Genomic DNA, 13924 nt, shown 5'->3' with positions numbered 1-13924 from the left:
AAGGAAGGTTCCCTACAAAGGTGGGCGTCAGCCGACCGGCAGCACCTTCTCGACCGCGGCGCGCAGCTCCGGAGCGTCGGGCGTGATCGTGGGGGCGAACCGGGCCGCCACCGTGCCGTCCGGCGCGACGAGGAACTTCTCGAAGTTCCACCGCACGTCGCCGGTGTGCCCCTCGACGTCCGGGGTGGACACCAGTTCGGCGTAGAGCGGGTGCCGGTGCGGGCCGTTGACGTCGACCTTTTCGGTCAGCGGGAACGCCACGCCGTAGTTGACCTGGCAGAACTCCTCGATCTCCGAGGCGGTGCCGGGCTCCTGCCCGGCGAACTGGTTGCACGGCACGCCGAGCACGGTCAGCCCCCGGTCCGCGTACTCGTCGGCGAGGGCCTGGAGGCCGGCGTACTGCGGGGTGAGGCCGCACCGGGAGGCCACGTTGACCACCAGCAGGGCGCGGCCGCGGTACTGCCCAAGGTCGGCCGGGCCGCCGGCGAGGGCGTCGATCTGCACGTCGAAAACGGTCATGGGACGAGGCTACGGGGCTGGCCGGGCCCGCCGGCGCCGGACCCGATGAATCGATGTATCTACATCTTGACGAAGTGGTGACGCGTGAGTAGCGTCTCAGCATCCAATCTGGAAAGTTTCCTAACTGTTTGGGGAGACGCCGTATGAAGAGATCGCTCCGCCGGGCCCTCTGGGCCACCGGCGCCGTGGTCGCGCTCGCGGTCGCGGCGGTGCCGATGGCGACCGCCTCCGCCGCGGGCAGCGTCACCGCCACGTTCACCAAGGTGCAGGACTGGGGAACCGGTCACGAGGCGAAAGTGACCATCACCAACGGCACCAGCGCCAGCGTCGACACCTGGCGCATCGAGTTCGACCTGCCCGCGGGCACCACCATCAGCAGCTCCTGGGACGCCGACGTCACCAGCAGCGGCAACCACTACGTGGCGGTCAAGAAGAGCTGGGCCGGCCCGCTCGCCGCGGGCGCCAGCTTCAGCTGGGGCTACAACGGCACCGGGGCGTACAAGGCGCCGCTGACCTGCACGGTCAACGGCGCGTCCTGCTCCGGCGGCACTCCTCCGACGACGACCGCGCCGACCACGACGCCGCCGCCGACCACCACTCCGCCCACCACGGCCCCGCCGACGACCACGCCTCCGCCGACCACGCCTCCGCCCACCACGACCCCGCCGAGCGGGGGCAAGAAGGTGGTCGGCTACTTCACCGAGTGGGGCGTCTACGGCCGCAACTACCACGTGAAGAACGTGCACACCAGCGGGTCCGCCGCCAAGCTGACCCACCTGCTGTACGCCTTCGGCAACACCACGGGCGGGCGGTGCAGCATCGGCGACAGCTACGCCGACTACGACAAGGCGTACACCGCGGCGGACAGCGTCGACGGCGTGGCCGACACCTGGGACCAGCCGCTGCGCGGCAACTTCAACCAGCTCCGCAAGCTGAAGAAGATGTACCCGAACCTCAAGGTGATCTGGTCCTTCGGCGGCTGGACCTGGTCGGCCGGCTTCACCCAGGCCGCGCAGAACCCGGCCGCGTTCGCCGACTCCTGCTACTCCCTGATCAAGGACCCGCGCTGGGCGGACGTCTTCGACGGCATCGACATCGACTGGGAGTACCCGAACGCCTGCGGCCTCCAGTGCGACACCAGCGGCCCGAACGCCTTCAAGAACGTGATCAGCGCGCTGCGGAGCAAGTTCGGCTCCAGCTTCCTGGTCACCGCGGCGATCACGGCCGACGGCAGCACCGGCGGCAAGATCGACGCGACCGACTACGCCGGCGCCGTGCCGAACCTCAACTGGCTGATGCCGATGACGTACGACTACTTCGGCGCCTGGGCGGCCCAGGGCCCGACCGCCCCGCACTCGCCGCTCACCTCGTACACCGGCATCCCACAGCAGGGCTTCTGGTCCGACGCGGCGATCCAGAAGCTCAAGTCCAAGGGTGTCCCGTCCGACAAGCTGCTGCTCGGCATCGGCTTCTACGGCCGCGGCTGGACCGGGGTGACCCAGTCGGCACCCGGCGGCACCGCCACCGGCCCGGCGCCCGGCACCTACGAGCAGGGCATCGAGGACTACAAGGTGCTCAAGAACACCTGCCCGGCCACCGGCACGATCGCCGGCACCGCCTACGCCAAGTGCGGCAGCAACTGGTGGAGCTACGACACCCCGGCGACCATCGGCGGCAAGATGACCTACGCGAAGAACCAGGGCCTCGGTGGCGCGTTCTTCTGGGAGCTCTCCGGAGACACCAGCAACGGTGAGCTGATCAGCGCCATCAAGGGCGGTCTCGGCTGAGCCGAGGGCCGACGCACCACCCACCCGGCGGGGAGGGGCCGCACCGGCCCCTCCCCGCACGGTGTCGGTTCAGGTACGGATGCTGCGGTCCCGGTGCTCGCGGGGCGAGAGCCCGTACGCGGCACGGAACGCCCGGCTGAAGTGAGCCCGGTCCCGGAAGCCCCAGCGGGCGGCGACCTGGTGGACGGCGAGGTGCCGCAGCCCCGGGTCGGCCAGGTCGCGGAAGCAGCGGTCCAGGCGGGCCGTGCGGATCAGGGCCGCCACGGTCGTGTCGGCGTCGTCGAAGAGCCGGTGCAGTGCGCGCACCGAGAGGTGGTGCGCCTCCGCCACGGCGGCCGGGTTGAGCCCCGGGTCGGCCAGGTGCCGCCGGATCCACGCCTCCACCCGGGCCCGCAGGCCCGTGATCCGCACCTCGACGGGCAGTTCCCCCTCCACCTCCAGCTGCCGGGCCAGGGTGCCGGCGATCAGGTCCAGGGCGATCCGGTCGAGCCCGGGCGCGTCCGAGGCGGCGTACTGCTCGGGGTGGGCCACCAGCCGGCGCAGGAAGTTGGCCAGCAGGGCGCCCATCCCGGCGTCGGCGGGGATCTCCGCGGCGAGCAGCGCCGCCGCCCGGCGCGGGGGCAGCGGCAGCGCCCGGTGCGGCACCAGCGCGGTCAGCGTCTCCAGCGGGCCGGCGGCCCGGTCCGGCGCGTGCCGGGAGCCGTGCGGGCGGACCGTGTCGATGAAGGCGAAACCGGACGGGTCGAGCCGGGCCGACCGCCGCTGCTGCGACACCACACCGTGGCCGTTCAGCGGCAGGGCGAGCTGATAGAACTCGGGGTCCGAGCTGCGGATCAGCCGGGGGGTGCGGGCCAGCTCCAGCGACGGGTACCGCCAGACGCCGAGCCGGACCACGCCCAGGTCGACGGCCCGGGCCGAGGCGGCGAAGTCGGCCGCGTGCGCGCTGCTGATCCGGGCGGCCGCCGAGTCGCGGGCCACGACGTCCTGCCAGAAGGCGAACCGCTCGGCCGGGGGCAGCCCGGCGGTGTCGATCGATGCCACGGCGAGGACGACCATCACCTCCTTCAGGGGTACGCCATTGTCGGCGCCGGCCGGCCCGGCGTCCAACCGGTGGGGGCCGGACGCCGATCCGCGTGCCGCTCTGGCCGGCCGGGGCGATCCGGGCGAGGATGGGCAGGTCGTCGAGGGCGGTGGCAGCCGCCCGCCGGCCGGCCTGGCGGGCCGGCATACGACGGCGTCGATGTGACAGACTCGCCGCTCGGCATGTCCCGATGCCCGCGCGATGGAAGGGGACCGATGGGCCTGACGCACCCGAGGGCGGTGGCCGGCGGCGCGCTGCTCGCGCTCCTGACGGTCACACTGGCCGGCTGCGGCCTCGGCGGCGGGGACGACGCCGCGGGCACCCCGGCCAGCCAGTCGCAGCGGGCGCCGGCCGAGGAGGCGGCGGCCAAGAGCCGGGAGCGGGTCCAGGCGTACCTGGACGCGATGGCGGCCAAGGACGTCGACGCCGGGCGCAGCCAGCTCTGCGCGCCCATGCAGACCGCCTTCGACGCCGCGGCCACCGGCCCGAACGGCGACTTCGCCGACCACTTCACCGTCCCGCAGGCCACCATCACCGACGTCCGGTCCGGCCCGCACGGCGAAGAGGTCAGCACCACGATCACCGTCGCCGTCGGCTCCCGCAAGGCCACCCGGTCGCTGCTGTTCACGGTCACCCGGACCGGCGCCGACTGGTGCATCGCCGGCGAGGCGCTGGGCGGCAACACCCCGGAGCCGGCGGCCACCCCCTGACCCCGCACCCGCCCCGACCTGCGGCGGTTCCGGAATGTGTCGATGATCTCCCAACCACCGGAACCGTCCCCCTCGGCGACGGGCCGCCCCGGCGGTCGCCGTACGCTTTCTCCCATGCGCCATGAGTGGCATCAGCTGAGTCACCCCGCGGTGGGCAGCCCGGGGCTCCAGACCAGTCGTCCGACCGCCGACTCCGCCGAGGACGCGGCCCTCGGCCTGGACCGCTGGCGGGAGCTCCCACGCGCGCAGACCCCGCCCTGGCCGAACCAGGAGCAGGTCGCCGAGGTCTGCAAGGTGCTGGACACGGTGCCGTCCGTGGTCGCCCCCTACGAGGTCGACCAGCTCCGGCAGCGGCTGGCCCTGGTCTGCGAGGGCAAGGCGTTCCTGCTCCAGGGCGGCGACTGCGCGGAGACCTTCGCCGACAACACCGAGAGCCACCTGCTGGCCAACGCCCGCACCCTGCTCCAGATGGCGATCGTGCTGACCTACGGCGCGTCGCTGCCGGTGGTCAAGGTCGCCCGGGTCGCCGGCCAGTACACCAAGCCCCGGTCCCTGCCGACCGACGCGCGGGGCCTGCCGGCCTACCGCGGTGACATGATCAACTCGCTGGAGGCCACGCCGGAGGCGCGGGTCGCCGACCCGCAGCGCATGATCCGGGCGTACGCCAACTCGGCCGCCGCGATGAACATGCTCCGGGCGTACCTGGCCGGCGGGCTGGCCGACCTGCACGCGGTCCACGACTGGAACAAGGGCTTCGTCAAGCAGTCCCCGGCCGGCGAGCGCTACGAGGCGATCGCCCGGGAGATCGACCGGGCGCTGGCCTTCATCCGCGCCTGCGGGATGACCGACGACGAGGCGCTGCGCACCGTCACCCTCTACTGCTCCCACGAAGCGCTGGCGCTGGAGTACGACCGGGCCCTCACCCGGATCTCCGGCGGCCGGGCGTACGGCCTGTCCGGGCACTTCCTCTGGGTCGGCGAGCGGACCCGGCAGCTCGACGGGGCGCACCTCGACTTCATCTCCCGGATCGCCAACCCCATCGGGGTGAAGCTCGGCCCGACCACCACCCCGGACGAGGCCATCGAGCTCTGCGAGAAGCTCAACCCGGACAACGTCCCCGGCCGGCTCACCCTGATCAGCCGGATGGGCAACCACCGGGTGCGGGACGCGCTGCCCCCGATCGTCGCCAAGGTCACCGCCGCCGGCGCCAAGGTCGTCTGGCAGTGCGACCCGATGCACGGCAACACCCACGAGTCCTCGAACGGCTACAAGACCCGGCACTTCGACCGGATCGTCGACGAGGTGCTCGGCTACTTCGAGGTGCACCGCGGCCTGGAGACCCACCCGGGTGGCCTGCACGTCGAGCTGACCGGCGAGGACGTCACCGAGTGCCTCGGCGGCGCCCAGGGCATCGAGGACCTCGACCTGCCCGACCGGTACGAAACCGCCTGCGACCCGCGACTGAACACCCAGCAGTCGCTGGAGCTGGCCTTCCTCGTTGCGGAGATGCTGCGTGGCTGACGCGAGGAGTGAGCTTGCGAGCCCCGCAGTCGGCAGCCGAAAGGACAACCGTGGCTGACTTGATCGATCTTCGTTCGGACACCGTGACCCGGCCGACCGCCGGGATGCGGGAGGCGATGGCCACCGCCGAGGTGGGTGACGACGTCTACGCCGAGGACCCCACGGTCACCGCGCTGGAGGCCGAGGTCGCCGCGCTCTTCGGGCACGAGGCGGCGCTGTTCGCCCCGACCGGCTCGATGGCCAACCAGATCGCTCTCCAGCTCCTCGTCCCGCCCGGGGACGAGCTGCTCTGCGACGCCGACGCGCACGTGGTCACGTACGAGATCGGCGCGGCCGCCGCGTACGGCGGCATCTCCTCGCGGACCTGGCCGGCGGTGGGCGCGGAGATCGACCCCGAGGTGGTGGCCGGGATGGTCCGGCCCGACGGCTACTTCGCGGTGCCGACCCGGGCCATCGCCGTCGAGCAGACCCACAACCGGGGCGGCGGCGGGGTGATCCCCCTGGCGACCCTGCGTGAGCTGCGCCGGGTCGCCGACGAGCACCGGCTCGCCCTGCACTGCGACGGCGCCCGGATCTGGCACGCGCACGTCGCCGACGGGGTGCCGCTGGCCGAGTACGGCGCGCTGTTCGACACCCTCTCGGTCTGCCTCTCCAAGGGCCTCGGCGCCCCGGTCGGCTCGGTGGTGGTCGGGAGCGCCGAGAAGATCGCCCGGGCGCGGTTCGTCCGCAAGCGGATGGGCGGCGGCATGCGGCAGGTCGGCATCCTGGCCGCCGCCGGCCGGTACGCGCTGGCCCACCACGTCGAGCGGCTCGCCGAGGACCACGCCAAGGCGGCCCGGCTGGCCGAGGCGGTCGCCCCGTACGGGGTGCTCGCGACCGTGGTGCGGACCAACATCGTCCCGCTCGACCTGGCCAAGCACCCGCTCGACGCGCCGGCCCTGGCGGCCGCCGCCCGGGCGGAGGGGCTGCTGATCTCGGTGCTCGGCCCGCGTACCGCCCGCCTGGTCACCCACCTGGACGTCTCCGACGCCCAGGTCGACCGCGCCGCGCAGATCCTCACCGGCCTCCTCCGCGCCTGACCCCTGGGCTCCACGCCTCGTTGATCAAGAGGTTTGCGTCATCCGCGGCGCGGATCCCGACGCGAACCTCTTGATCAACTCGGATGGGCGGGGATCAGGGGGGATCAGGGGTGGAGGCGTTTGAGGGTGGCGATGTCGGCGGCGTGGCCGACGTGCTTCTCCGTCGGGGTCTCCACCAGGATCGGGACGCCGGCGGTGGCGGGGTGGCGCATCAGCTCGGCGAACGCGGGCTCGCCGATGGTGCCCTTGCCGATGCTCTCGTGCCGGTCCCGGGTGGAGCCGCACAGGTCCTTCGAGTCGTTCGCGTGCACCAGCTTCAGCCGGTCCGCGCCGACCGTGGCCACCAGCGCGTCCAGCGTGGCGGTCATCCCGCCCTCGGCGGCCAGGTCGTGCCCGGCCGCCCAGGCGTGGCAGGTGTCGAAGCAGACGCCCATCATCGGGTGCCGGTCCACCGCGTCCAGGTAGGGGCCCAGGTGCTCGACCCGGGAGGCCAGCGACCGGCCGCCCCCGGCGCTCGGCTCGACCAGCAGCATCGGCCCGTCGCTGGCCGCGCTCTCGTCGAGCAGCGGCAGCAGGGCCGCGCGGACCTGCCGCATGGCCGCCTCGGCGTGGCCCGCGTCGACGGCGCTGCCGGCGTGGAACACCACGGCCTGCGCGCCGATGGCCCGGCCCCGGCGCAGCGCGTGCGCCAGGGTCTCCGCCGACCGCTCGACCGTGGCCGGCGTGGGTGAGCCGAGGTTGACCAGCAGCGAGGCGTGGATGAAGACCGGCAGGCCGCGCTCGCCGCAGCCGTCCCGGAACAGCACGTCCTGCTGCGGGTCGCCCGCCGGCAGCGCCCAGCCGCGGGAGTTGGAGACGTAGACCTGCACCGCCTCGGAGGCGGCCGCGTCGGCGTAGGGCAGCGCCGCCTTGGCCAGCCCGCCGGAGGTGGGGGTGTGCGAGCCGACCCGCCGCCGCGCGCTCACGCTCTGCTCGCTCACAGGCACGTCACCGTGACCGGGGTGCCCGGCGGCACCGGGGTGTTCTCGCCGGGGTTCTGGAAGCGGGCCACCCCGTTGGGGTTGAGCTGGATGTTGACCGGGAAGCCCTGGCTCTCCAGCACCTGCTTGGCCTGCTGGCAGGGCAGGTCGACGACCCGGGGGACGGGCACCTGGGCGGGGCCCTTGCTGACCTCCAGCTTGACCTGGGCGCCCTTCTCCACGCCGGTGCCGTCGGCCGGGCTCTGGCCGAGGATCTCGTCCTTCGGCTTGTCGGAGTCCTTGTAGTTCTCCACCGGGGTCAGCCCGAGCTGGCCGAGGATGGTGCGGGCCTCGGTGAGGTTCTTGCCCACCAGGTTCGGCACGGTCACCGGGGCACGGCCCTTGCTGAGGATGACCGTCACCTTCGACCCCGGTTTGACCACCGTGCCGACCTTCGGGTCGGTGGCCAGCACCACGCCGGCCGGCAGCGCGTCGTCGTAGCGCGAGCTGCCCTTGACCGGCGCCAGCTTGGCGTCGGTCAGCTCGGCCTGGGCCAGCTCGAAGTCCTTGCCCACCACGTCCGGCACCGGCAGCCGCTCGGGGCCGAGCGAGAGGGTCAGGGTGATCGTGCCGCCCTTGACGATCCGGGTGGCGGAGACCGGGTCCTGGCCCAGCACCGTGTCCTTGGGGATCTTCTCGTCGTAGCGGGGTTCGGCGTAGCGCAGGGTGAAGCCGCCCCGGGTGGCCTGCGCCTCCGCGTCGACCTTGCTCAGGCTCACCAGCTGCGGGGCGACCGTGTAGCGGCCCACCCCGAACCACCAGCCGCCCATCGCGGCCACCAGGCCGAGCACCACGGCCGCCGCGGCGACCGCCAGCCGGCCGCGCGGCGAGCCCATCACCCGGGTACGCAGCCCGGCCAGCCGGCTGCCCAGGCCCTCGTCCTCGACGGCGCGGCGGCGGTGCGAACGCTGGCCGCCGCCTTCGGGCAGCCGGGCCCAGGCGGGGCGCTCGGCCGGGCGGACCGCCGCTACCACCATGGTCGGCTGGGCGAGCACGGCGGTCTCGTCGCCCACCTGCCGCAGCACCGCGGTGCGCGAGTGGCCGTTGCCCAGCTCGTCCCGGGCGGCCTGCACCTCGGTCAGCAGCGCGCCGGCGTCGGCCGGGCGGGCGGCCGGGTCACGCCGGGTGGCCCGGGCGACCAGCTCGTCGAGGACCGGGGGCAGCGCCGGCACCAGGGTCGACGGGGCCGGCACGTCCCGGTCGACGTGCTGCCAGGCGACTTCCACCGGGCGGTCGCCGTCGTAGGGCACCCGGCCGGTGAGCATCTCGAACAGCACGATGCCGGCCGAGTAGACGTCGGTGCGGGGGTCCGCGTGGCCCTGGGTGACCAGCTCCGGAGCGACGTACGCCACGGTGGCCATGAGCTGGTTGCCGTTCTCCTCCTCGGCGCTGGCCTCGACCGCGCGGGCCAGCCCGAAGTCGGCAACCTTGACCACGCTGTCCACCAGGCTGGTGGTGGTGCCGCCGGTGGGCGCCTCGGCGACCAGCACGTTCTCCGGCTTGACGTCGCGGTGCACCAGGCCGGCCCGGTGCGCGGCGGCGATCGCGGCGAGCATCTGCTCGGCGATGGCCAGCGCCTCGTCCGGGGCGAGCCGGCGCCGCTCGGCGAGCACGTCGCGCAGGGTGCGGCCGCGCACGTACTCCATCACCAGGTAGGGGAGGCCGGCGTGGCTGCCCTGGTCGTAGACCGCCACCACGTTGGGGTGGGTGAGCCGGGCGATGGTCTTCGCCTCGTCGGTGAAGCGCTCGACGAAGCCGGCCATCCGGGCCCGGGCCTCGGGCGCCTGGGTCGGGTGAATGATCTTGACCGCCACGGTGCGCTCCAGGCGCTCGTCGGTGGCGGTGTACACGGTCGCCATGCCGCCGCGGGCCACGCGACCGCGAATGCGGTAGCGCCCGTCGATCAGCGAGCCCAGCAACGTGTCGGCGACCTGTGTGTCCATCGGCAGGCAGTCTATGTGTCGGGAGGGTGAAGGTTGAACAGGATGCTACAGCCGGGTTGGGACCGTGGTGGAACGCCGCGGGCCGCCGGCGGGGTACGGGGTGCCGCCGACCGGCCCCGGCGGGCACGTGGCAGGGTGGTCGGGTGACCGATTCCGTACCCGCCGAGACCGCCGCCACGGGCGCCGACCTGCCCGGACCGACCGACCCGGCCGGCTGGCTGACCCTGCCGGACGTGGCCGAGCGCCTCGACCTGTCGATCAGCAAGGTGCACCAGATGATCCGCGACCGGGAGCTGCTCGCGGTGCGCCGCGACGGCGTCCGCCGGATCCCGGCCGACCTGGTGGCCAACCGCACCGTGCTCAAGCACCTGCCCGGCGTGCTCAACCTGCTCGCCGACGCCGGCTACGACGACGAGGAGGCGCTGCGCTGGCTCTACCAGGAGGACCCGAGCCTCCCCGGCACCACGCCGGCCGCCGCCCTCGCTGGCGACCAGGCCCGCGAGGTCAAGCGCCGCGCCCAGGCCCTCGGCTTCTGACGGGCGCCCAACCCCGTCGATCATGAGGTTGGCGGCACTTCCGGAGATCGACTTCGCCGTCAACCTCATGATCGCCCGGGGGGATGCCGGGGGAGTGGGGATCGGGGTCAGTCGGTGCGGCGGGTGGCGGCGATGGCCAGGTCGACCAGGGACTGGCGGGCCTCAGTGTCGAGGTCGACCGTGGTGAGGGCCGCCAGGGCGCTCTCGGTGAGGGTGGCGATGCGCCGTTCGGTGCGGTCCAGGGCGCCGCTGGCGGTGATCAGCTCGCGCAGCCGGGCCACGCCGGCGGCGTCCAGATCCGGGTCGCCGAGGCCGCCGAGCAGCAGGTCGCGGCCGGTGTCGTCGAGCGCCTCGAGGGTCGCCGCCACCAGATACGTCCGCTTGCCCTCGCGCAGGTCGTCGCCGGCCGGCTTGCCGGTGCGCTCCGGGTCCCCGAACACCCCCAGCACGTCGTCGCGGAGCTGGAACGCCTCGCCCAACGGCAGCCCGTACGCCGAGTAGGCCGCGTGCACCTCGGCCGGCGCGTCGGCCAGCGCGGCGCCGAGCAGCAGCGGCCGCTCGACGGTGTACTTCGCCGACTTGTAGCGGGCCACCTTGCCGGCCCGCTCCAGCGAGGTGTCCCCGGTGGCCTGGGTCAGCACGTCCAGGTACTGCCCGACGGTCACCTCGGTGCGCATCTCGTCGAAGACCGGGCGGGCCCGGGCCACCGTGCGCGGGTCCAGGCCGGCGGAGTGCAGCAGCTCGTCGGACCAGACCAGGCAGAGGTCGCCCAGCAGGATCGCCGCCGCGTCGCCGAACCCGTCCGGGTCGCCGCTCCAGCCTGCCGCGCGGTGCCGGGCGGCGAACCGCCGGTGCACCGCGGGCTCGCCCCGGCGGGTGTCCGAGCGGTCCATCAGGTCGTCGTGGATCAGGGCGCTGGCCTGCACGAACTCCAGCGCGGCCAGGGCGGCGACCACCTGGTCGGAGTCGACCCCACCGGCACCCCGGTAGCCCCAGTAGCCGAAGGCCGGGCGCAGCCGCTTCCCGCCGCCCAGCACGAACGCCTCGATCGCCTCGGCGACGGGCACCAGGCCGTCGTCGAGGGTGGTCAGCCAGCCGCGCTGGCCGGCGAGAAACTCGGTGAGGGCCTTGTCGATCCGCTGGCGCAGGCCGGCGCGGTCGACGGGGGACACGGGAGCAGCGTGGGTCACGCCGACGACGCTATCCGGTGTGCGCCGCTCGCGCCCTACCCCCCGTCCCGGCGTGCCGCGCGCGGCATCGACCGGGACCGTCGCGCCCGCGCCGCCGGGGGCGTGACCGGCAGGTACGGGCGGGCCGCCGCGAGCAGCCCCGCGTAGCGCCGGGCGGCCGGCTCGTGCGGGTGCCCGGCCAGCCGGCGGCGTACCTCGGTGAGCTGGCCGACCGCCCGGGGCGAGCCGGACCGGACGGCGTCGAGCAGCGCCGCGCCGGCCACCGCGCAGGCCCCGGGGATCTCGCCGAGCTGGAGATAGCCCCGGGCCAGCCAGCCGCCGTAGACGGCCGCCCGGCGCGGCCGGCCCCGCCCGCCGGCCACCGGCCGGAGCAGCGGGACCGCGGGCCCGGGGCGGCCCAGCGCGACCAGGGTGCGCCCGGTCAGCGCCGCCAGCTCCGCCTCGTCGAGCCAGTACAGCCAGGGCGGCTCCCGGCCCGGGTCGGGCGTGTCGGCCCGGGCGGCCCCGGCCAGCGCCTGCCCGGCGGCGCCCGCCCGGCCGGCGAGCGCGGCGGCGAGGGCCACCCGGTGCAGCAGCAGCGCCCGCAGCCCGGGGGAGGCGGCCGCGCGGCAGCCGGCGTAGCCGATCCGGGCCAGCGTCAGCGCCCCCGCCGGGTCCCCGGCGCCGGCCAGCAACTGGCTGGCGGACCCGAGCACGTGCCCGGCGAGCGGCGGGTCCCCGGCGGCCACCGCGGCGCGCAGCGCCAGCCGGTAGGTCGTCAGCCCGCCGGCCAGGTCCCCGGCGTCGGCGGCCAGCCAGCCGGCCAGCTGCGCCGACTCGGCCAGCACCGGCAGCAGCCGGCGCCGGCCGGCGGGCCCGGCCGCGCGGTAGCCCCGGGCCGCGTGGCGCAGCCGGCGGGCGCCGTGCCCGGCCAGGTCGGCCCCGCCCAGCAGGTCGTCCCAGCGCCGCAGCTCGGCCAGGTCGCCGCCGCCCGGCAGGTCGTCGGGGCGGGGCGGCTCGGCCGGCGCGAGGTCGACGAGCGGGCCGCCGAGCGTGGCACCGGACGGGTCGGCCGCCCAGCGGTGCGCCAGGGTGAGCAGGGCCAGCCGTGCGCGGGAGCCGGCCGGGCCGACGGCCGCCGGCACCGCACCGAGCCGGCGGCTGTGCGCGGCGGCCTCCGCGAGCAGCTCGCCCGGCACCCCGAGGACCACCGCCAGCCAGCCGGACCAGAAGTCGCCGGGGAGCCGGCGCTGCCGCTCCCACCGGGACACCTCGTGCCGGGTCAGGGTCGGCACGCCGGCGGCCGCGCAGAGCTCGGCGGCGACCCGCTGCTGACTCCAGCCGCGGGCCACCCGCAGCTCGACCAGGAGCGGCCCGAGCAGGCGCGGGCCGGGTGACGGGGACGGGGTCATCGGGTCCTCCGGAGGCGACGGCGCGGGCGGCGACGCGGACGCCCGGCGGTGCCGGACCGACGCGCCGCCGATCGTGGCGACCCCCGCGCGGGCCCCCGGGACCGGCCACCGGCCGGCCCCACCGCGCTGCCCCCTTCCTACCCCCGGGGTACGACGCTCCGCCCCGCTCGTGCTCGCGGGCTGGGAAGATCCTGGGCCGGCCCGGACCCGCCGGTTACAGTCGGTCCGTGGCGCTCGGTCTTCCCTCGGTCCTCCCCAACCCTCAGCCGGCCATCGGCGAGTTGATCCGTGACGGCCGGCCCACCTTCTCCTTCGAGTTCTTCCCGCCGAAGACCCCGCAGGGGGAGCGCCTGCTCTGGCAGGCCATCCGCGAGCTGGAGTCACTGCGTCCCTCGTTCGTCTCGATCACCTACGGCGCGGGCGGCTCGACCCGGGACACCACGGTCGCCGTGACCGAGCGGATCGCCACCGAGACCACGCTGCTGCCGATGGCCCACCTCACCGCGGTCGACCACTCGGTCGCCGAGCTGCGGCACGTCATCGGCCGGCTGGCCTCGGTCGGGGTGCGCAACGTGCTGGCCGTGCGCGGCGACCCGCCGGGCAACCCGGGCGGCGAGTGGATCAAGCACCCGGAGGGCGTGTGGTACGCCGAGGAGCTGGTCCGGTTGGTCCGGGACGCCGGCGACTTCAGCGTCGGGGTGGCCGCCTTTCCGTACAAGCACCCCCGCTCGCCCGACGTGGCCAGCGACACCGCGCACTTCGTCCGCAAGTGCCGGGCCGGGGCCGAGTTCGCGATCACCCAGATGTTCTTCGACGCCGACGACTACCTGCGGCTTCGCGACCGGGTGGCCGCCGCCGGCTGCGACACCCCGATCCTGGCCGGGGTGATGCCCGTGACCCAGCTGGGCACCATCGAGCGGTCCGTGCAGCTCTCCGGCGCGCCGTTCCCGCCGGCCCTCGCGGCGCGGTTCGCCGAGGTGGCCGACGACCCGGAGGCGGTCCGCCGGCTCGGCATCGAGCAGGCGAGCGAGATGTGCGCGAAGCTGCTCGACGAGGGCGTGCCGGGGATCCACTTCATCACCCTCAACCGCTCCACCGCCACCCGGGAGGTCTGGCAGCGCCTGCGCGCCGCCGCGCGGGTGTGAGCA

12 protein-coding genes are annotated in these 13924 nt (G+C 74.7%); 6 read left to right on the top strand and 6 right to left on the bottom strand.

The annotated features are described in order from the left end of the window. Window positions 1–27: 27 nt before the first annotated feature. Window positions 28–519 carry a glutathione peroxidase gene (locus AC0OLQ_RS27165; RefSeq protein ID WP_484528618.1) on the bottom strand — a complete coding sequence of 164 codons (492 nt, stop codon included), beginning with the start codon at window positions 517–519 and terminating at the stop codon, window positions 28–30. Window positions 520–662: 143 nt separating this feature from the next. On the opposite strand from AC0OLQ_RS27165, the gene AC0OLQ_RS27160 reads away from it, so the two are divergent. Beyond that, window positions 663–2306, top strand: coding sequence for a glycosyl hydrolase family 18 protein (locus tag AC0OLQ_RS27160; protein WP_357335451.1), 1644 nt, complete (start codon window positions 663–665; stop codon window positions 2304–2306). 69 nt (window positions 2307–2375) lie between these two features. On the opposite strand, the gene AC0OLQ_RS27155 is transcribed toward AC0OLQ_RS27160, so the two are convergent. Next, window positions 2376–3362, bottom strand: coding sequence for an AraC-like ligand-binding domain-containing protein (locus AC0OLQ_RS27155; RefSeq protein WP_484528617.1), 987 nt, complete (start codon window positions 3360–3362; stop codon window positions 2376–2378). Between the two features lie 240 nt (window positions 3363–3602). Here AC0OLQ_RS27155 and AC0OLQ_RS27150 point away from each other — a divergent pair, with 240 nt between their 5' ends. The 3 genes from AC0OLQ_RS27150 (at window position 3603) to AC0OLQ_RS27140 (ending at window position 6697) form a co-directional block, all read left to right on the top strand. Next, window positions 3603–4097 (top strand): hypothetical protein, encoded by a 495-nt coding sequence (locus tag AC0OLQ_RS27150; RefSeq protein WP_484528616.1) that lies wholly within the window; start codon window positions 3603–3605, stop codon window positions 4095–4097. Window positions 4098–4211: 114 nt separating this feature from the next. Beyond that, window positions 4212–5618: a class II 3-deoxy-7-phosphoheptulonate synthase gene (locus AC0OLQ_RS27145; protein ID WP_484528615.1), complete on the top strand. Its 1407-nt coding sequence runs from the start codon at window positions 4212–4214 to the stop codon at window positions 5616–5618. Between the two features lie 50 nt (window positions 5619–5668). Further along, window positions 5669–6697 carry a threonine aldolase family protein gene (locus AC0OLQ_RS27140; RefSeq protein ID WP_484528614.1) on the top strand — a complete coding sequence of 343 codons (1029 nt, stop codon included), beginning with the start codon at window positions 5669–5671 and terminating at the stop codon, window positions 6695–6697. A 104-nt stretch (window positions 6698–6801) separates the two neighbouring features. Here the strand turns inward: AC0OLQ_RS27140 and AC0OLQ_RS27135 are convergent, their stop codons facing one another. After that, window positions 6802–7662, bottom strand: coding sequence for a deoxyribonuclease IV (locus AC0OLQ_RS27135; RefSeq protein WP_484532445.1), 861 nt, complete (start codon window positions 7660–7662; stop codon window positions 6802–6804). An 11-nt stretch (window positions 7663–7673) separates the two neighbouring features. Further along, a complete protein-coding gene (gene pknB / locus AC0OLQ_RS27130; RefSeq protein ID WP_484528613.1) occupies window positions 7674–9659 on the bottom strand; it encodes a Stk1 family PASTA domain-containing Ser/Thr kinase in 1986 nt (661 codons plus the stop codon). Between the two features lie 143 nt (window positions 9660–9802). On the opposite strand from pknB, the gene AC0OLQ_RS27125 reads away from it, so the two are divergent. Beyond that, entirely contained in the window at window positions 9803–10195 is a 393-nt protein-coding gene (locus tag AC0OLQ_RS27125; RefSeq protein WP_484528612.1) for an Rv2175c family DNA-binding protein, read from the top strand. Between the two features lie 107 nt (window positions 10196–10302). Here the strand turns inward: AC0OLQ_RS27125 and AC0OLQ_RS27120 are convergent, their stop codons facing one another. Further along, window positions 10303–11385 carry a polyprenyl synthetase family protein gene (locus AC0OLQ_RS27120; RefSeq protein ID WP_484528611.1) on the bottom strand — a complete coding sequence of 361 codons (1083 nt, stop codon included), beginning with the start codon at window positions 11383–11385 and terminating at the stop codon, window positions 10303–10305. Window positions 11386–11420: 35 nt separating this feature from the next. After that, window positions 11421–12776 carry a helix-turn-helix domain-containing protein gene (locus AC0OLQ_RS27115; RefSeq protein WP_484528610.1) on the bottom strand — a complete coding sequence of 452 codons (1356 nt, stop codon included), beginning with the start codon at window positions 12774–12776 and terminating at the stop codon, window positions 11421–11423. Window positions 12777–13003: 227 nt separating this feature from the next. Here AC0OLQ_RS27115 and metF point away from each other — a divergent pair, with 227 nt between their 5' ends. Next, on the top strand, window positions 13004–13921 hold the full coding sequence (metF, locus tag AC0OLQ_RS27110) for a methylenetetrahydrofolate reductase [NAD(P)H] (RefSeq protein WP_484528609.1): 918 nt from the start codon (window positions 13004–13006) through the stop codon (window positions 13919–13921). The last annotated feature ends 3 nt before the right edge of the window (window positions 13922–13924 follow it).

This window comes from Micromonospora sp. Utrum1 (assembly GCF_057197805.1).
This window is presented reverse-complemented; position numbering and strand designations above follow the sequence as displayed.